The sequence below is a fragment of the Pseudomonas sp. Sample_14 genome (assembly GCF_004307515.1).
GTDB lineage: Bacteria > Pseudomonadota > Gammaproteobacteria > Pseudomonadales > Pseudomonadaceae > Aquipseudomonas > Aquipseudomonas atacamensis.
This window is the reverse complement of sequence record NZ_RCOC01000103.1, coordinates 1-16,887: the sequence shown is the minus strand read 5'-3', so window position 1 is coordinate 16,887 and position 16,887 is coordinate 1. Positions and strand designations below refer to the sequence as shown.

General features: G+C 61.3%; 15 protein-coding genes. 11 read left to right on the top strand and 4 right to left on the bottom strand.

Annotated elements, in window-relative coordinates; all coding sequences use genetic code 11:
• Positions 1-41: 41 nt before the first annotated feature.
• Complete coding sequence (gene choX / locus D8U61_RS26495) at positions 42-962, bottom strand: choline ABC transporter substrate-binding protein (RefSeq protein ID WP_125927323.1); 921 nt, start codon at positions 960-962, stop codon at positions 42-44.
• A gap of 16 nt (positions 963-978) precedes the next feature.
• Positions 979-2,493, bottom strand: coding sequence for a choline-sulfatase (betC, locus tag D8U61_RS26490; protein ID WP_130927976.1), 1,515 nt, complete (start codon positions 2,491-2,493; stop codon positions 979-981).
• 114 nt (positions 2,494-2,607) lie between these two features.
• Between betC and D8U61_RS26485 the strand changes: the two genes are divergently transcribed.
• On the top strand, positions 2,608-3,558 hold the full coding sequence (locus D8U61_RS26485; RefSeq protein WP_130927975.1) for a LysR family transcriptional regulator: 951 nt from the start codon (positions 2,608-2,610) through the stop codon (positions 3,556-3,558).
• Positions 3,559-3,581: 23 nt separating this feature from the next.
• Here the strand turns inward: D8U61_RS26485 and D8U61_RS26480 are convergent, their stop codons facing one another.
• Complete coding sequence (locus D8U61_RS26480) at positions 3,582-4,247, bottom strand: NAD(P)H-binding protein (protein ID WP_041476500.1); 666 nt, start codon at positions 4,245-4,247, stop codon at positions 3,582-3,584.
• Between the two features lie 81 nt (positions 4,248-4,328).
• Between D8U61_RS26480 and D8U61_RS26475 the strand changes: the two genes are divergently transcribed.
• From D8U61_RS26475 to D8U61_RS26430, 10 genes are all read left to right on the top strand, one after another.
• Entirely contained in the window at positions 4,329-4,655 is a 327-nt protein-coding gene (locus tag D8U61_RS26475) for a DOPA 4,5-dioxygenase family protein (protein ID WP_056791177.1), read from the top strand.
• Between the two features lie 403 nt (positions 4,656-5,058).
• The gene (locus D8U61_RS26470; protein ID WP_073470799.1) at positions 5,059-6,366 is read left to right on the top strand and encodes a CitMHS family transporter; all 1,308 of its coding nucleotides are present in this window, start codon (positions 5,059-5,061) and stop codon (positions 6,364-6,366) included.
• An 85-nt stretch (positions 6,367-6,451) separates the two neighbouring features.
• Complete coding sequence (locus tag D8U61_RS26465; protein WP_122698793.1) at positions 6,452-7,219, top strand: TerC family protein; 768 nt, start codon at positions 6,452-6,454, stop codon at positions 7,217-7,219.
• Between the two features lie 327 nt (positions 7,220-7,546).
• A complete protein-coding gene (locus D8U61_RS26460) occupies positions 7,547-9,205 on the top strand; it encodes a Na/Pi cotransporter family protein (RefSeq protein WP_122612878.1) in 1,659 nt (552 codons plus the stop codon).
• Positions 9,206-9,380: 175 nt separating this feature from the next.
• The gene (locus D8U61_RS26455; protein ID WP_130903176.1) at positions 9,381-10,775 is read left to right on the top strand and encodes an insulinase family protein; all 1,395 of its coding nucleotides are present in this window, start codon (positions 9,381-9,383) and stop codon (positions 10,773-10,775) included.
• A gap of 211 nt (positions 10,776-10,986) precedes the next feature.
• The gene (locus D8U61_RS26450) at positions 10,987-12,015 is read left to right on the top strand and encodes a DUF5924 family protein (protein WP_122705410.1); all 1,029 of its coding nucleotides are present in this window, start codon (positions 10,987-10,989) and stop codon (positions 12,013-12,015) included.
• Between the two features lie 54 nt (positions 12,016-12,069).
• Positions 12,070-13,218: an ABC transporter permease gene (locus D8U61_RS26445; RefSeq protein ID WP_125927316.1), complete on the top strand. Its 1,149-nt coding sequence runs from the start codon at positions 12,070-12,072 to the stop codon at positions 13,216-13,218.
• Positions 13,215-14,018 (top strand): ABC transporter ATP-binding protein, encoded by an 804-nt coding sequence (locus D8U61_RS26440; RefSeq protein WP_130888801.1) that lies wholly within the window; start codon positions 13,215-13,217, stop codon positions 14,016-14,018. Before D8U61_RS26445 ends, D8U61_RS26440 begins: the two co-directional genes overlap by 4 nt.
• A gap of 1 nt (position 14,019) precedes the next feature.
• Positions 14,020-14,958, top strand: coding sequence for an MlaD family protein (locus tag D8U61_RS26435; protein WP_016772359.1), 939 nt, complete (start codon positions 14,020-14,022; stop codon positions 14,956-14,958).
• The gene (locus D8U61_RS26430) at positions 14,955-15,581 is read left to right on the top strand and encodes an ABC-type transport auxiliary lipoprotein family protein (RefSeq protein WP_123441936.1); all 627 of its coding nucleotides are present in this window, start codon (positions 14,955-14,957) and stop codon (positions 15,579-15,581) included. The genes D8U61_RS26435 and D8U61_RS26430 overlap by 4 nt, the downstream gene beginning before the upstream one ends.
• 115 nt (positions 15,582-15,696) lie before the next feature.
• Here the strand turns inward: D8U61_RS26430 and D8U61_RS26425 are convergent, their stop codons facing one another.
• Positions 15,697-16,884 (bottom strand): spore maturation protein, encoded by a 1,188-nt coding sequence (locus D8U61_RS26425; protein ID WP_177433376.1) that lies wholly within the window; start codon positions 16,882-16,884, stop codon positions 15,697-15,699.
• Between the last annotated feature and the right edge of the window lie 3 nt (positions 16,885-16,887).

Genomic DNA, 16,887 nt, shown 5'->3' with positions numbered 1-16,887 from the left:
GCAAAAATCTCCAGCCGAACGCTATTCCAGCAACCCTGAGATCAAAGCTTGGCCTTCACCGCCACCAACGCATCCTTGCCATCCACGGTCTTCACGCCATCCAGCCACTTGTCCAGCACCGCCGGATTGGCTTTGATCCACGCCTTCGCCGCTTCGGCATTGCTGACCTTCTTGTTCACCACCTCGGCCATGATGCTGTTCTCCATGTCCTGAGTGAACGACAGATTGGTCAGCAACTTGCCCACATTCGGGCAGGCCTCGGCGTAGCCCTTACGGGTCAGGGTGAAAACGTTGCCAGTGTCGCCGAAGTATTTTTCGCCGCCCTTGAGGTAACGCATTTTCAGCTGCACGTTCATCGGGTGCGGGGTCCAGCCGAGGAAGGTGACGAATTTCTGTTTCTTCACCGCCCGCGACACTTCGGCGAGCATCGCCTGTTCGCTGGACTCGATCAGCTTCCACTGGCCCATGTTGAAGTCGTTCTTCTTGATGATTTCCTGCAGCGAAATGTTCGCCGGCGCGCCTGATCCGATGCCGTAGATTTTCTTGTCGAACTTGTCGGCGAATTTGTTCAGGTCGGCAAAATCATGCACACCCGCCTCCCAGACATAGTCGGGGACGGCAAGGGTGAATTCGGTGCCTTCGAGGTTTTTCGCCAATTGCGTCACATCACCGGTGGCGACGAACTTGTCATAGAAGCCCTGCTGCGCCGGCATCCAGTTGCCGAGGAACACGTCCACCTGGCCATCCTTCAAGCCGCCAAAGGTGATCGGCACCGCGAGGGTGTCGACTTTGGCCTTGTAGCCCATGCCGTCGAGCAGAAATCCGGTGATGGCATTGGTCGCGGCGATGTCGCTCCAGCCCGGATCGGCCATCTTCACGGTTTCGCAACTTTGCTCGGCGAAGGCCGAGGTGCTGCTCAATGCGATCAGGCCAACAGTGACAGCTGTGGATAACTTGCGCATGGACTTCCCCTTAACGTTATTGGTTTTGGCAGGGTTGTGGATAACGGGCCTTGCGCTCCAGATCATCAAGGTCGATGTGGTTGCGCATGTACTGCTGACTGGCATCGACCAGCGGCTGGTGATCCCAGCTCTTCAGCTTGCCGATGGTTAACGCATCGGCGACGAAACGGCGTCGGCGCTGGCTGGCCAGTACGTCCCGATGGATCGACGGAATGTCCCACTTGGCCCGCGCTTCCGCGAGAAAGTCTTCGAACAGCTGACGATGTTGCGGCGATTGGCTCAGTTCCTCTTCTTCGCGCGGATCGTTATCCACATCGAAGAGTAGGCACGGGTCGCTTTCGCTGTAGATAAATTTGTAGGCGCCGCGGCGGATCATCATCAGCGGGCTGACAGTGCCTTCGGCCATGTATTCGCCGAACACCTCGTCATGCCCGCCCTGCCCTTGCAGGTGCGGCAGCAACGAACGACCGTCCAGTGGCAAGCCGGGCTCAAGCGTGCCACCGGCCAGATCCACGAAGGTCGGCAGCAGGTCGGCGGTGGATACGGCGGCACTGACCCGGCCGGCCTCGAATTGTCCCGGTGCGCTGATCAGCAGCGGCACCCGCGCGGCCATCTCGAACCAGTGCATTTTGTACCAGAGGCCTTTCTCACCGAGCATGTCGCCGTGGTCACCGGAGAAGACGATGATGGTGTCATCGAGCAACCCGGTTTCCTCGAGGGTTTGCAGCAGTTTGCCGACATTGGCATCGATATAGCTGCAAGCACCGAAGTAGGCGCGACGGGCATCGCGGATCTTATCCACAGGCAGCGGCTTGTCCCACAGGTCGTAAACCTTGAGCAGACGTTGCGAGTGCGGATCGAGTTCGTCCTGGTTCAAGGCTGTAGGCAACGGAATATCAGCATCGTCATACAGATCCCAGAAAGCCTTGGGAATCGTGTACGGATCGTGCGGGTGGGTCATCGACACGGTCAGGCAGAATGGCTGGTCGCCATCCTCGCGGATGTGATCGAACAGATACTGCTGCGCCTTGAACACCACCTCTTCGTCGAAATCCAGCTGATTGGTGCGCACGCACGGCCCGGCCTGCAATACCGAAGACATGTTGTGATACCAGCTCGGCCTTACGTTCGGCTCGTCCCAGTTCACCGCCCAGCCGTAATCGGCCGGGTAGATGTCGCTGGTCAGGCGTTCTTCATAACCGTGCAACTGGTCCGGCCCGCAGAAATGCATCTTGCCCGACAGCGCGGTGCGGTAGCCGAGACGCCGCAGGTAATGCGCGTAAGTTGGAATGTCGGCGGGGAAATCGGCCGCGTTGTCGTAGGCGCCGATCTTGCTCGGCAACTGGCCACTGACCAGGGTGAAGCGCGACGGCGCGCACAGCGGGCTGTTGCAATAGGCAGCATCGAACACCACGCCTTGGGCGGCGAGGCGGGACAGATTCGGCAGTTTGATCGGCGATGGGCCGTAGAACGGCAACATTGGCGCGGCCATTTGATCGGCCATGATGAAAAGAATGTTCTTGCGCTTCATGGGATCGCGGCATTCCATGTTGAATATTTATGCGAGAGTGCTGCGATCGAGCATGGATTCCATGCCTGTTCCGGTAAAGCCCGCGCCCGACAATGACTAGGATAAGTACAGCTTATGTATGACGCCCTCGGTGACCTTTCCCTCGATCTGCTGCGCGCTTTTGAAGCGGCGGCCCGCCATCGCAGTTTTACCGCTGCTGCGGTGGAGCTTGGCACTACGCAGCCGGCGATCAGCCAGCAAATGAAACGTCTGGAACAGCAGCTCGGTACGCGCCTGTTCGACCGGATTTACCGGGGTATCGAGTTGACAGAGGTTGGTGCCCTGCTGTTCGAGCAAGTTACCCTCGGTTTGCAGAATATCTACGCAGGATTGAGCGCAATCAGCACTCAGCAGCAACATGAAGTGCTGCAAGTGGCCACGGATTTCGCTTTCGCCGCTTATTGGCTGATGCCGCGCCTGCACCGCTTTCACGAGGCCAATCCGCACATCGATGTCAGCCTGGTCACCAGCGAGCGCAACCACAACATGCTGCGCACCGACATCGACGTGGCGATCCTGTTTGGCGATGGTCGATTCAAGCAGGGCGAGAGCCACTGGCTGTTCAGCGAAGAGGTGTTCCCGGTGTGCAGCCCGCTGCTGCTCAAGGAGCGTTCATTGCCGCTGCCCGCGCAGGCACTGCTGGAATTTCCGCTGTTGCATCTGCGCGGCGAAAACAGCAGCAACTGGTTCGACTGGAGTGGCTTGTTTCGTCAATTGGGCCTGACTACGCCGCCAGCGCCGGGGCAATTGCGCTTCGACAATTACACCTTGCTGATTCAGGCGGCGATTGGCGGACAAGGCGTGGCGATTGGCTGGCGGCACCTTGTGGATAACTTGCTGGTGCAGGGTTTGCTGTGCCGGCCGCTGGCGGAAACCACGCTGTCGCGCCTTGGCTATTACGTTGTGCTGCCGCAACGCAAACGTCGGGGTGCGTTGATTCAGGAATTTGTTGATTGGTTAATGGCGGAACAGGCCAGCAGTGCCGAATCGCTCAACGGTCTGGCCCTGCCCTCAATTGCGGTGTGAAGAGCAAAAGATCGTCCGATCTTTTACGAATCAGAAGCCGCCACAAAATTCACATGCTGCCCCACATGCAGGTTCAACCGCAGCTCATCGGCGATGCCCACCGCGACACGGTTCAATCGCTCCAGCGGTTCGGCCAGTCCCGGTTCGAGATTGCCGCCGACCTGACTGAAGTGCTCGATGGTCAACCCGGCCACGCCATGCGGCGCATTGACCAAGGTCCAGCGCAGTGAGCTGCTTTGTACCGCCTCGAGGATTTCTTCGGCAGCGTGACGTTGCAGACGCTCGTCATTGTCAGGCTCGTCGAGCACACCGAAGTTGCCGACCAGAAACAGGCGCGGCACGCTGGCCAGTTGCAAACCTTCGACCAGCGCGTCGACTGCCAGCACTTGTTCCACCGGCCCCAGCGTCACCGAGCGTTCAACGTGGTCGCTGCTGAACGGCAACCCCGGCGCGTCCAGCAGGCAGATCACCGCCGAGCTGCCGGCGACGCTTTGATTGACCCGCTCGGCATCGAACAGATCGCCGGTCTTGGTGCGCAACCCCGGACGCGGCGCAAGTGCGGTGAGATCGTCGAGGATGGCGATGACTTCGTGTTGGCGACGGAGCAATTCAGCCATCAATGCACCGCCCAAGCTGGCCATGGCACCATAAAGCACCACTTTGACCACTGGGGTCTCGGCATTTTTCATGGCTGTTTTCCTTATAGTTGTCCTATATGACCTGTGACGGTGGAAACAGCCAAGGGTTCGAACCGATTGAGAGGCGACACGATGCAAGGGATCAAGGGCTATCACGCCCATGTCTATTTCGACGCGCAAACCATCGACCAGGCGCGGGCCTTGTGCGAACAGGCCGCGCAGTTGTTTGCGCTGAAAATGGGTCGCGTGCACGAACGCCCGGTGGGGCCGCACCCCGACTGGAGCTGCCAACTGGCTTTCGGTCCCGAGCTGATTGGCGAGGTGCTGCCATGGCTGGCACTCAACCGCAAAGGCCTGGTGGTGTTCCTGCATCCGGACACGGGCGATGACTTGCTCGACCACACCGAACACGCGATCTGGATGGGCGCGGTGCGGCCGCTGGATCTGTCGATTTTTTAGCCAGATGCTGACGCTGAACTGATAACGGATGTGTCCAGACCGCCAGCCAGCGCTGTCTGTGCGTTTACCCGCATCGCTACCAACCCCGAATTTATTGGCTCTCGCTGCTTCCGATCGCCGGTTGACCGTTCATTCATCGCTTTCGCTCGCGAAAGGTAGCTGAAAGCTTCCCCGATTAGGATCGCCCCACTCCCGGCAACAGACCGGTTGGCCCAAGCCCTGTGTTTGTTCCACAGGCCCGGCCCAATTAACAACAACAATGGTGATTCTGATGTCTTCTGCAACCCGCCGTTTCTCCCGCTTCCTGCTGGTCACTCCGCCCGTACGCCTCGCGCCTGCCGTTCTGCGCTGATCCCGCCCGATCCGCTCATTCCATTAGCCGCGCTACGCCTGGAGTATTCCCATGCTGACTTTCCTTGGCTTCGCCATGGTCATCACGTTCATGTTCCTGATCATGACCAAGCGCCTGTCCGCGCTGATCGCCCTGATCATCATCCCGATCCTGTTCGCGCTGTTCGGTGGTTTCGCGCCGAAAATCGGCCCGATGATGCTTGAAGGCATCACCAAACTGGCGCCGACCGGCGTGATGTTGATGTTCGCCATTCTGTATTTCGCCCTGATGATCGACTCCGGCCTGTTCGACCCGGCCGTGCGCAAGATCCTCAAACTGGTCAAGGGCGACCCGTTGAAAGTTTCGGTCGGTACCGCCGTTCTGGCGCTCGTCGTTTCCCTCGATGGTGACGGCGCGACCACTTACATGATCTGTGTGGCCGCGATGCTGCCGCTGTACAGCCGCATCGGCATGAGCCCGCGGATCATGGCCGGTCTGATCATCCTCGCCGGTGGCGTGATGAACATGACCCCGTGGGGCGGCCCGACCGCCCGCGCGGCGAGTGCCCTGCATGTCGACCCGTCGGACATTTTCGTACCGATGATCCCGGCCATGGCCGCCGGTGTCGTGGCGATCCTGGTGATTGCCTACTTCTACGGCAAGCGTGAACGCGCCCGTCTCGGCGAGCTGCATCTGGTCGGCGACGAGATCGATCACAGTGAAATCAGCGTCTCGCAATTCCCTGACGCACGCCGTCCGAAGCTGATCTGGTTCAACGCCGCACTGACTTTCGGCCTGATGTGCACACTGATCGGCGGCCTGTTGCCGCTGCCGGTGCTGTTCATGGTGGCCTTCAGTATTGCCATGATCGTCAACTACCCATGCCTGCAAATGCAGAAGGATCGCGTCGCCGCGCATTCCGGCAGCGTGCTGGCAGTGGTCGGGCTGATCTTTGCGGCCGGTATCTTCACCGGTATCCTGTCGGGCACCGGCATGGTCGATGCGATGTCGAAGAGCCTGTTGGCGGTGATTCCGGATTTCCTCGGCCCGTACCTGGCGGTGATCACGGCACTGGTGAGCATGCCGTTCACCTTCTTCATGTCCAACGATGCGTTCTATTACGGTGTATTGCCGGTGCTGACCGAAGCGGCCAGCCACTATGGGATCACTGCGGTGGAAATGGCCCGTGCCTCGATCGTCGGCCAGCCCGTCCACTTGCTGAGCCCGTTGGTGCCGTCGACCTATCTGTTGGTGGCGCTGGCCGGCATCGATTTCGGTGATCACCAGCGTTTCACCCTGAAATGGGCGATCCTGGTGTGCATCTGCATTCTGATTGCTGCACTGCTGTTGGGGACTTTCCCGATGTTCAGCACTCTATAAGCCCAAGACTCACCGTTACGGGTCCTGGCTTCGCGGTTTGAAGCCCGGACCTTTTCCGGTTCAACAATTGCTCAAAGGAATACACATGGATTGGCTGACCAACCCCGAAATCTGGGTTGCCTTCTTTACCCTGACCGCCCTGGAAATCGTCCTCGGTATCGATAACATCATCATGATTTCGATCCTGGTCAGCCGCATGCCCAAACACATGCAGCAGCGCACGCGGATCTTCGGTCTTGGCCTGGCCATGGTCACCCGGATCCTGTTGCTGCTGTCGATCACCTGGGTCATGCGCCTCACTGCCGATCTTTTCGAAGTGTTCGGCCAGGGCATCTCCGGTCGCGACCTGATCCTGTTCTTCGGTGGCCTGTTCCTGTTGTGGAAGAGTTCGCAGGAGATGTACCACGCGCTGGAAGGCGAAGACGAAAGCGACGACGCGCCATCGGGCAAGGGCGGCAACTTCCTCTACACCATCATCCAGATCGCGATCATCGATATCGTCTTCTCGCTGGACTCGGTGATCACTGCGGTCGGCATGGTCTCCCACGTTCCGGTCATGGTCGCGGCGATCGTCGTGGCAGTGCTGGTGATGATGCTGGCGTCGGGCAAGATCAGCGAATTCATCGACAAGCACCCGTCGCTGAAAATGCTCGCCCTGTCCTTCCTGCTGGTGGTCGGTACCGTGCTGATCGCCGAATCGTTCGACGTGCACGTGCCAAAAGGCTACGTCTACTTCGCCATGGCGTTCTCGCTGGCGGTGGAAGCGATCAACATCAAACTGCGCGGCGCGATGGCCAAGAAGAGACAGCAACAGGATCCGGTGAAACTGCGCAAGGATGTGCCGGGCCAATAATCCGGTAGTCCCGGCAGCACGCTACACCCCTGTGGGAGCGAGCCTGCTCGCGAAGATGGAGTGCCAGTCGACAACAATGTTGGCTGGCCCACCGCTTTCGCGAGCAGGCTCGCTCCCACAGTTGTTTTGGGCAACAGAGGGGAAACGTGTCGGATTCGGTGAGTGGATGCATTTGTTTTGATGACACTTTTGTTTCAATCCACGCTTTAGCTGTGCAATGCTGGCGCCGAGACCGTTCGCCAACTACAGCTTAAGTATCAAGAACGTAGAAACCGCGCGGTGCCGTCCACTTGCCCCTCTGGGGCGCTGCTACTACAGGGGGTCTGCATGCTCACCCTGCTCAATCTGTTGTCCGCCGTCGCCCTGTTGATCTGGGGCACGCACATCGTCCGAACCGGCATCCTGCGGGTTTACGGCACCAATCTGCGACATGTCATCGGCCAGAACATGTCGAAGAAATGGCTGGCGTTCATCGCCGGTATTCTCGTCACTGCCATGGTGCAGAGCAGCAACGCCACGGCGATGCTGGTCACTTCGTTTGTCGGTCAGGGCCTGATGGCGCTGACCCCGGCGCTGGCGACCATGCTGGGCGCCGATGTCGGTACCGCTTTGATGGCGCGGGTGCTGACCCTCGATCTGTCGTGGCTGTCGCCGCTGCTGATCTTCCTCGGGGTGATTTTCTTTCTGTCGCGCAAACAGACGCGGCTCGGGCAGATGGGCCGGGTGTCGATTGGTCTCGGGCTGATCATTCTCGCCCTGCAATTGATCGTCGAGGCCGCTGCGCCGATCACTCATGCGCAAGGGGTGAAAGTGATTTTCGCCTCGCTGACCGGCGACATTCTTCTCGACGCCCTGGTCGGCGCGCTGTTCGCGATGATTTCCTACTCCAGCCTCGCCGCCGTGCTGCTCACCGCTACATTGGCCGGTGCTGCGGTGATCAGCCTGCCGGTGGCGATCGGTCTGGTGATCGGCGCCAACATCGGCAGCGGCATCCTTGCCTTCATGAGCACCAGCATGCAGAACGCCGCCGGCCGCCAGGTTGCGCTGGGCAGTCTGTTGTACAAATTGATCGGTTTGCTGCTGATCATCCCGGTGCTCGACCCGCTGGTGCACTGGATCGACAGCCTTGATTTCAGCCCGCAGGAAATGGTCATCGGCTTCCACCTGCTCTACAACACCGCGCGCTGCCTGATCCTGCTGCCCAGCGTCGGGCCGATGGCGCGGCTCTGTGCTTGGCTGTTGCCGGAGCGGCCGGAGGTCAACGGCACCGCCAAGCCGCGCCATCTCGACCCGACCGCGCTGGTCACGCCGAGCCTGGCGCTGGCCAACGCCGCGCGGGAAACCCTGCGCATGGGCGATCTGCTCGACAACATGCTCGATGCCTCCCTTGATGTGCTGCGCGGCAAGCAGACTGCCGTCACTCAGGAAATGCGCCGCCTGACCGACGACGTCGAGGCCCTGTACAGCGCGATCAAGCTGTATCTGGCGCAGATGCCCCGCGAGGATCTCGGCGAGCACGACAGTCGGCGCTGGGCCGAGATCATCGAACTGGCGATCAACCTCAAACTCGCCGCCGACCTGATCGAGCGCATGCTGCGCAAGATTCAGCAGCAGAAGACTTCGCAGCGCCGTTCGTTTTCCGAAGAAGGCCTGGAAGATCTTGCCGGGCTGCAACAGCAACTGATCGCCAACCTGCGCCTGGGCTTGTCGGTGTTTCTCAGCGGCGACCGCGAAAGCGCGCGGCAGTTGTTGCGGGAGAAACGCCGCTTTCGTGCGCAGGAACGGCGTCTGGCCCATGCGCATGTCAGCCGTTTGCAACGCAAGATCGTGCAGAGCCTTGAGACCAGCTCGCTGCATCTGGAGTTGATCGCCGACATGAAACGGCTCAATTCGTTGTTCTGCAGCAGCGCCTATGTCGTGCTGGAAACGGCGGACACCGGCGCGCTGGCGGTGGATGACATGGCCGACATTACGCATTCGCCTTGAACGTCTGAGGCTGGGGTCAGTCAGTTACAGTGGTTCAGCCTTGAGACCGTCATCGCTGGCAAGCCAGCTCCCACAGGGTTTCGTGAGCGCCGCAGATCCTTGTGGGAGCTGGCTTGCCAGCGATGGGGCCTGACTGACGACACGGATCTCCAAATCAGCCGTATGGAAGCCTGTTATGCGTTGCCTGTTGTTCGCCTGTCTGTTGCTCGGTTCCCTGCCCGCCTTTGCCCTGGATCGCTTTCAGGTCGAAGGCTATGCGCTGCCCAACGGTTTGCAACTGATGCTCAAGCCCGGCACCGAGCGTGGGCATGTGGCGATCCGGCTGGTGGTCGGCGTTGGCCTCGATGACTTCGATTGCGACGAAAAAGAGCTGCCGCATTTGCTCGAACACCTGCTGTTCAGCGGTATCGACGCCACCGGCGAAGGCGGTCTGGAAGAACGCATGCAGGCGCTGGGCGGGGACTGGAATGCGTTCACCAGCAACGCCGACACCACGTTCGTCATCGAAGCCCCGGCGAAAAACCAGCGCAAGGTGCTTGACCTGCTGCTCGCGCTGCTGACCCAGACACGCATTGACGACAACGCAATCAACGCGGCGAAACGGGTGGTCGAGCGTGAGGACGGCGGGCATTACACCAGGCTGCAACGTTTCCTCGACCGTCAGGACCTCGGTCATACCGCGAGCAATCAACTGGCTGTCGAGCTGGGACTGAAATGCCCGCAGCGTGCCGAAGTCGGCCATCTGACCCAGGAACAATTGGAGACGGTGCGCAAGGCCTGGTACGCGCCGAACAACATGACCCTGATCGTTGTCGGCGAACTCGACAAACTGCTGCCAGCCTATCTCGAGCGTACCTGGGGTGAGCTGGAGCCGGTCGAGCCGAGCGAACACCGGGCGCTGCCGGACATCCGCACCAGCGCCGCCCATGAGCGCACCCTCACCCGTGGCTTCATTGGCGACAGCGCCAAGCTGCACTGGCTGGTGCCGGAACCGGTGCTCGACGATCAGTACGACCAGACGTTCGACATTCTCAAGGATTATCTCGACTGGGCGCTGTACCGGCAGATTCGCCTCAACCACGGCTTGTCGTACGGGCCGTGGGCCGAGCGTGAAGTATTCGGCGGTGTCGGCTTCATGAGCCTCAACGCGGACCTGGATCGCGATGACGTCGACGAAGCCATCCAGGTACTCGATGACCTCAAAGCCGACCTGCTGAAAAACGGCCTCGACCCGAGCACCTTCGCCCGCATCAAACAAGCCGCCATCGCCCACCAGGCCTGGGCCGTGCAGGGCAACAGCGCGCTGGCAGACTATTACTGGAGCGCGCTGGCCGACTATCAGGATGGCCGCTTTGCCAATCCCGCGCGGGAGTTGCAAGGGGTGACGCTGGAAGCGGCGAACAAGGCGATGCGCGAGCTGTTGCTGCAGCCGGGGTATATCCGGATCGAGAAGCCTTTGATCAGTGATGATCAGGTGTTGTGGCTGGTCGCTGGTGGAATCGGGTTGTTGCTGCTGATCGTGATCGGCTGGCGCCTGCATCGCCGCCACAAAATTGCCGGAAGCCATTAACCCTGTGATGAGTGAGCACTTGTGGCGAGGGGATTTATCCCCGATGGGCTGCGCAGCAGCCCCAATAAGGGCAGCTCGGTATAGCCAGACAAAATTCGCTTGCAGGATCTACGACGGCTGCGCCGCCGATCGGGGATAAATCCCCTCGCCACAGGGGTCATGCGGCGTTAACCTTTCCGGGATTTTCCCCATATCGTCGTGAACCGCCAAAATGCCAAAACTGACCCTCCTTATCCAGCGCCTTCTCGAGCTGATGAAGCGCTACCCCGGGTTGATCGCGGCGGGTGGTTTCATTTCCGGGGTCGGCAGTTTCATCCTCGTCGATCGCCAACAGGGGCTGGCCAGCTGGATCACGGTGATCATGCTGCTCAGCTGGATCTGGCTGATGCTGGAAAACACCCTGACCGGGCTGTTCACACGGATTTTCAAGCGCGAGATTCCCCAGCCGCTGCTGCGCTACGCGACGCAGATGATCCATCAGGAAAGCCTGTTTTTCGTTCTGCCATTCTTCTTCATCACCACCACGTGGAACAGCGGCCAGTTTGTCTTCACGGGGCTGCTCAGCGTTGCTGCACTGATCTCTATCGTCGATCCGCTGTACTACAAATGGCTGGCGCCACGGCGCTGGGCGTTTCTCGCGCTGCACACCCTGACCCTGTTCGCCGCCCTGCTCACCGCGCTGCCGGTGATCATGCACCTGACCACCGCGCAGAGTTTCAAATGGGCGCTGGGGATTGCCGTGCTGCTGTCGTTCCCGAGCCTGGCATCGATCTTCCCGATCCGCACGGTGCGCAATGCCCTGGCGATTCTGTTCATCACAGTCGGCATCGGCGGCGTCGGTTGGGCGCTGCGTTCGTGGGTGCCGCCGGCAACGCTGTGGATGACCGACGTGGCGATCAGCACGCAGCTGCAGGATCGCACCCCCGGCGCCAGCCTCGAAACCGTCAGCGCCGAGCAGATCCGCAGCGGCGGGCTCTACGCCTACACCGCAATCAACGCGCCGCGCGGCCTCGATGAGCGGATTTATCACGTGTGGACCTTCAACGGCAAAGAGGTCGACCGCATCGCCCTCGACATCCATGGCGGGCGCAAGGAAGGCTACCGGGCGTGGACGCACAAGCAGAACTTCCCCGGCAACCCGGCGGGCAAATGGCAGGTGCGGGTGTTGACCGAGGACGGGCAGTTGATCGGCGTGCTGCGTTTCGCAATCACCGACAGCACACCGGCCAAAGAAAAGTAATCCGGTTCGTGCTATTACGTAGGATCTCGTAACGGCCGTACAAGCACGGAGCTTATGACCAGCAGCCCAACCCCCGGCAGTGCCCACCTGGACACCGCGTTCAGCCCTGCCCGCCTGCGCGTCAGCGGCGACTGGACGCTCGCCCACTACACCGCGCTCAAGCACCTGAGCGAAAAGCTCCGCGGCCAGTACGATGCCAACACTTCCATCGATCTGAACGGCCTCGGTGCCCTCGACACCGCCGGCGCCTCGTTGCTGGTCGAGCTGCTCGGTTCCGAGCGCTTGGGTAAAACCGCCGAACACCCCGATTGCACCCTTTCAACTGCCGACCGCGCCTTGCTGCAAACCGTGTACTGCTCGCTGAGCGATTTCTGCGTGCCGATCAAGGAGCCGGAAATCAGCGTCAGCGTGCAACTGCTGACGCGCATTGGCCGCGCGGTGGACAAGGTCTGGACCGACACGATGCAACTGCTCGGCTTCGTCGGCCTGATCCTTGAAGTCATCGCCCGTGGGCTGTTGCGGCCCAAGCGCTGGCGCATCACGCCGATGATCGCGCACATCGAGCAAACCGGCCTCGACGCCGCGCCGATCGTGGCCCTGCTGACGTTTCTGGTGGGCGCGGTGGTGGCGTTTCTTGGCGCCACAGTGCTGGCCAGTTTCGGCGCGACGATTTTTACCGTGGACCTGGTCGGCTTCTCGTTCCTGCGCGAATTCGGCGTGCTGCTCACGGCGATCCTGATGGCCGGGCGCACCGCCAGTGCTTTTACCGCACAGATCGGCTCGATGAAGGCCAACGAAGAAATCGACGCGATCCGTACTCTCGGCCTCGACCCGATCGAATTGCTGGTGGTGCCGCGCGTGCTGGCGCTGCTGGTGGCGCTGCCGATGCTGACGTTTCTGGCGATGCTCTCGGGGATCGTCGGCGGCGGTGTGGTGTGTGCGGTGTCGCTGGACATCTCGCCGGCGATGTTCCTCTCGCTGCTGCAATCGGACATCGGCATTCAGCATTTTCTGGTCGGGCTGGTGAAGGCGCCGATCTTCGCCTTCCTGATCGCGGCGATCGGTTGCCTGGAAGGTTTCAAGGTCAGCGGCAGCGCCGAATCGGTCGGCGCGCACACCACCTCCAGCGTGGTCCAGTCGATTTTCGTGGTGATCGTGCTCGATGCGGTGGCCGCGCTGTTTTTCATGGAGATGGGCTGGTGAGTCGTCTACCCCGCGCGCCCTCGGAGGCGGTGATCGAAGTCCGTGGCCTGTGCAATCGCTTCGGCCCGCAGAGCGTGCACGAAAACCTTGATCTGGACGTGTACAAGGGCGAGATCCTCGCCGTGGTCGGCGGCTCCGGTACCGGTAAATCGGTGCTGCTGCGCAGCATCGTCGGGCTGAATCGGCCCAGCGAAGGCATGGTCAAGGTCTTCGGCCAGAACCTGCCGAATCTGCCCGAGCATGAGCGCTCGCTGATCGAAAGGCGCTTTGGTGTGTTGTTCCAGAAGGGCGCGCTGTTCTCGTCGTTGACCGTGACCGAGAACGTCGCCCTGCCCCTTATCGAACACGCCGGCCTCAGCCGTCACGACGCCGAGCACCTGGCGGCGGTGAAACTGGCGCTGGCCGGGCTGCCGCTGTCGGCGGCGGACAAATACCCGGCGTCGCTGTCCGGCGGCATGATCAAGCGCGCGGCGCTGGCGCGCGCCCTGGCGCTGGATCCGGACATTCTGTTTCTCGACGAACCCACCGCCGGCCTTGATCCGATTGGCGCGGCGCAGTTCGATCAATTGATCCTGACCCTGCGTGATGCGTTGGGTCTGAGCGTGTTTCTGGTGACCCACGACCTCGACACGCTGTACACCATCACCGATCGCGTGGCGGTGCTGGCGCAGAAGAAAGTGCTGGTCGCCGGCCCTATCGACGACGTCTCGGAAACCGACGACGCGTGGATTCACGAATACTTCCACGGCCCGCGCGGCCGCTCGGCGCTGGACGCCGCCAAACTGCTCAACGAGGTCTGATATGGAAACCCGAGCCCATCATGTGTTGATCGGCCTGTTCACGGTGATCGTCGTGGCCGGCGCCCTGCTCTTCGGCCTGTTTCTGGCCAAATCCAGCGTCGACACCGAGTTCAAGGATTACGAAGTGGTGTTCAACGAGGCGGTCAGCGGTCTGTCCAAGGGCAGTTCGGTGCAGTACAGCGGGATCAAGGTCGGTGACGTGGTCAGCCTGCGCCTCGACCCGCAGGATCCGCGCCGGGTGCTGGCGCGGATTCGTCTGGCGGGCGACACGCCGGTCAAGGAAGACACCCAGGCCAAACTGGCACTGACCGGCATCACCGGCACGTCGATCATCCAGCTCAGCGGCGGCACACCCGAGAGCCCGAAATTGCGCGGGCATGACGGCAAGCTGCCAACTCTGGTCGCCTCGCCCTCGCCTATTTCCCGCCTGCTCAACGACAGCAGCGACTTGATGACCGGCATCAGCGCCCTGCTGCAAAACGCCAACCACATGTTCTCCGCGGAAAACGTCGAGCGCGTGAGCAAGACCCTCGCCCATCTGGAACAGACCACCGGCACCATCAACGACCAGCGCGGCGACATCAAACAAGCCATGCAGCAACTGGCGACCGTCGGCAAACAGGCCGGCAGCATGCTCGAGCAGACCTCACTGCTGATGCGCAACGCCAACGGCCTGCTTAACGATCAGGGCAAGCAGGCCTTGGGCAGTGCCGAACAGGCGATGAAGTCGCTGGAGCAAAGCAGCGTGACCATCAACGGCTTGCTCAGCAAAAACCAGAATTCGCTGGATAACGGCATGCAGGGCCTCAACGGCCTGGCCCCGGCGATTCGCGAACTGCGCGAGACGCTGACCTCGCTGCGCGCCATTTCCCAACGCCTTGAGGCCAACCCCAGCGGCTACCTGCTGGGCAGCGACAAGAACAAGGAATTCACCCCATGAAGTTGACTCGAATCGCCCTGCTCGGCGCTGGCCTGACCCTGATCGGCGCGTGCTCGATCTTGCCCAAGTCGGAACCTTCGGACGTCTACCGCCTGCCCGCTGCGCAAGCGCCCGCCTCGGCCAGCCCGGCGGCGACGCAGTCGTGGTCGCTGCGCTTGAATAAATTGCAGGCCAGCGAAGCACTGAACCGGCCGAGCATTGCCGTTATCCCGCAGGGCGATGTGATCAGCAGCTACAAAGGCTCGCGCTGGAGCGATCCGGCGCCGGTACTGCTGCGCAATCGCCTGCTCGATGGATTCCAGCGTGACGGCAGAGTGACGTTGCTGAGCACCGACGACAGCAACTTCCAGGCGGATCTGGAACTGGGCGGCAGTTTGCAGGCGTTTCAGACCGAATATCAGGGCACCCAGGCCGGCGTTGTGGTGCGGGTCGATGCGTTGCTGGTGCGTGGTTACGACCAGCGCATCCTCGCCAGCCGCCGTTTTGAAGAGCGCCAGCCGTTGAGCGATGTGCAGGTGCCAGCGGTGGTCGCCGGGTTTGGTCAGGCCAGTGATCGCCTTACGGCCAAGGTTGTGGCTTGGGCCGTGGAGCAAGGCCAGAAACTCGCCCCGCAACCGCGCTGACACACCACAGCTCCTGTGGGAGCGAGCCTGCTCGCGAAAGCGGTGTATCAGTCACTTAAGCGTTGACTGACACTCCGTCTTCGCGAGCAGGCTCGCTCCCACATGGGAATTTTGCTCAGCCGAAGAACCAGTAGCAGACCCCGATAGCGCCCACCACTCCGGCAAACTCAGCCAGCAACGCACACCCGACCGCGTGCCGCGCGCGCTGAATGCCCACCGCGCCGAAGTACACCGCCAGCACATAGAACGTGGTTTCGGTACTGCCCTGCACCGTCGCCGCGACCAGCGCCGGGAAGCTGTCGACGCCGGAAGTCTGCATGGTCTCGATGAGCATCGCCCGTGCGGCGCTGCCGGAGAACGGTTTGACCATCGCCGTCGGCAGCGCATCGACGAAGCGCGTGTCCCAGCCGGCCCACTCGACCAGATGGCGAATGCCGTCCAGGCCGAAATCCAGCGCACCAGAGGCGCGCAGCACGCCAACCGCACAGAGCATCGCCACCAGATACGGCAAGAGGTTCTTTGCCACATCAAAGCCTTCTTTCGCGCCTTCGACGAACGCCTCGTACACCTTGACCTTGCGCAGCGCGCCGATCAGCAGAAACAGCATGATCAGGCCGAACAGCGTGAGATTGCCGAGGATCGACGACAATCCCGCCAGCGCTGTCGCGGAAAGCGTGCCGAGCAGGGCCATGAAGCCGCCAAGGATCAGCGCGCCGGGCAGCAGATAGGCGAGGACCACCGGGTCCCAGATGCGCAGGCGTTGCATGAAAGCTACGGAGAGGAAACCGACGATAGTCGAGCAACTGGTCGCCAGCAGAATCGGCAGGAACACCAGCGTCGGATCCGGCGCGCCTTGCTGGGCGCGGTACATGAAGATGGTCACGGGCAGCAGGGTCAACGACGAGGCATTGAGCACCAGAAACAGGATCTGCGCATTGCTGGCGATGGTGGAGCTGGGATTGAGCTCCTGCAGCGCTTTCATGGCTTTCAGGCCGATCGGCGTGGCGGCGTTGTCCAGGCCAAGGCCGTTGGCGGCAAAGTTCAGCGTGATCAGGCCTAGGGCAGGGTGGCCGGCGGGGACTTCCGGCATCAGCCGCAGAAACAGCGGGCCGAGCACCTTGGCCAGCCACTCGACGATCCCGGCCTTTTCGGCGATGCGCAGAAAGCCCAGCCACAGGGTAAGGGTGCCGAACAGCAGCACCATGACTTCGACCGACAGCTTGGCCATGGCGAAAATGCTTTCCACCATCGCCGCGAAGATCCCGGCGTTGCCGCCGATCAGCCACTGCGCCAGCGCCGACACGGC

Bases quoted from the DNA above. Each gene is read 5' to 3' on its own strand.
- choX (WP_125927323.1), bottom strand. From the start codon at position 962: ATGCGCAAGTTATCCACAGCTGTCACTGTTGGCCTGATCGCATTGAGC.
- betC (WP_130927976.1), bottom strand. From the start codon at position 2,493: ATGAAGCGCAAGAACATTCTTTTCATCATGGCCGATCAAATGGCCGCG.
- D8U61_RS26485 (WP_130927975.1), top strand. From the start codon at position 2,608: ATGTATGACGCCCTCGGTGACCTTTCCCTCGATCTGCTGCGCGCTTTT.
- D8U61_RS26480 (WP_041476500.1), bottom strand. From the start codon at position 4,247: ATGAAAAATGCCGAGACCCCAGTGGTCAAAGTGGTGCTTTATGGTGCC.
- D8U61_RS26475 (WP_056791177.1), top strand. From the start codon at position 4,329: ATGCAAGGGATCAAGGGCTATCACGCCCATGTCTATTTCGACGCGCAA.
- D8U61_RS26470 (WP_073470799.1), top strand. From the start codon at position 5,059: ATGCTGACTTTCCTTGGCTTCGCCATGGTCATCACGTTCATGTTCCTG.
- D8U61_RS26465 (WP_122698793.1), top strand. From the start codon at position 6,452: ATGGATTGGCTGACCAACCCCGAAATCTGGGTTGCCTTCTTTACCCTG.
- D8U61_RS26460 (WP_122612878.1), top strand. From the start codon at position 7,547: ATGCTCACCCTGCTCAATCTGTTGTCCGCCGTCGCCCTGTTGATCTGG.
- D8U61_RS26455 (WP_130903176.1), top strand. From the start codon at position 9,381: ATGCGTTGCCTGTTGTTCGCCTGTCTGTTGCTCGGTTCCCTGCCCGCC.
- D8U61_RS26450 (WP_122705410.1), top strand. From the start codon at position 10,987: ATGCCAAAACTGACCCTCCTTATCCAGCGCCTTCTCGAGCTGATGAAG.
- D8U61_RS26445 (WP_125927316.1), top strand. From the start codon at position 12,070: ATGACCAGCAGCCCAACCCCCGGCAGTGCCCACCTGGACACCGCGTTC.
- D8U61_RS26435 (WP_016772359.1), top strand. From the start codon at position 14,020: ATGGAAACCCGAGCCCATCATGTGTTGATCGGCCTGTTCACGGTGATC.
- D8U61_RS26430 (WP_123441936.1), top strand. From the start codon at position 14,955: ATGAAGTTGACTCGAATCGCCCTGCTCGGCGCTGGCCTGACCCTGATC.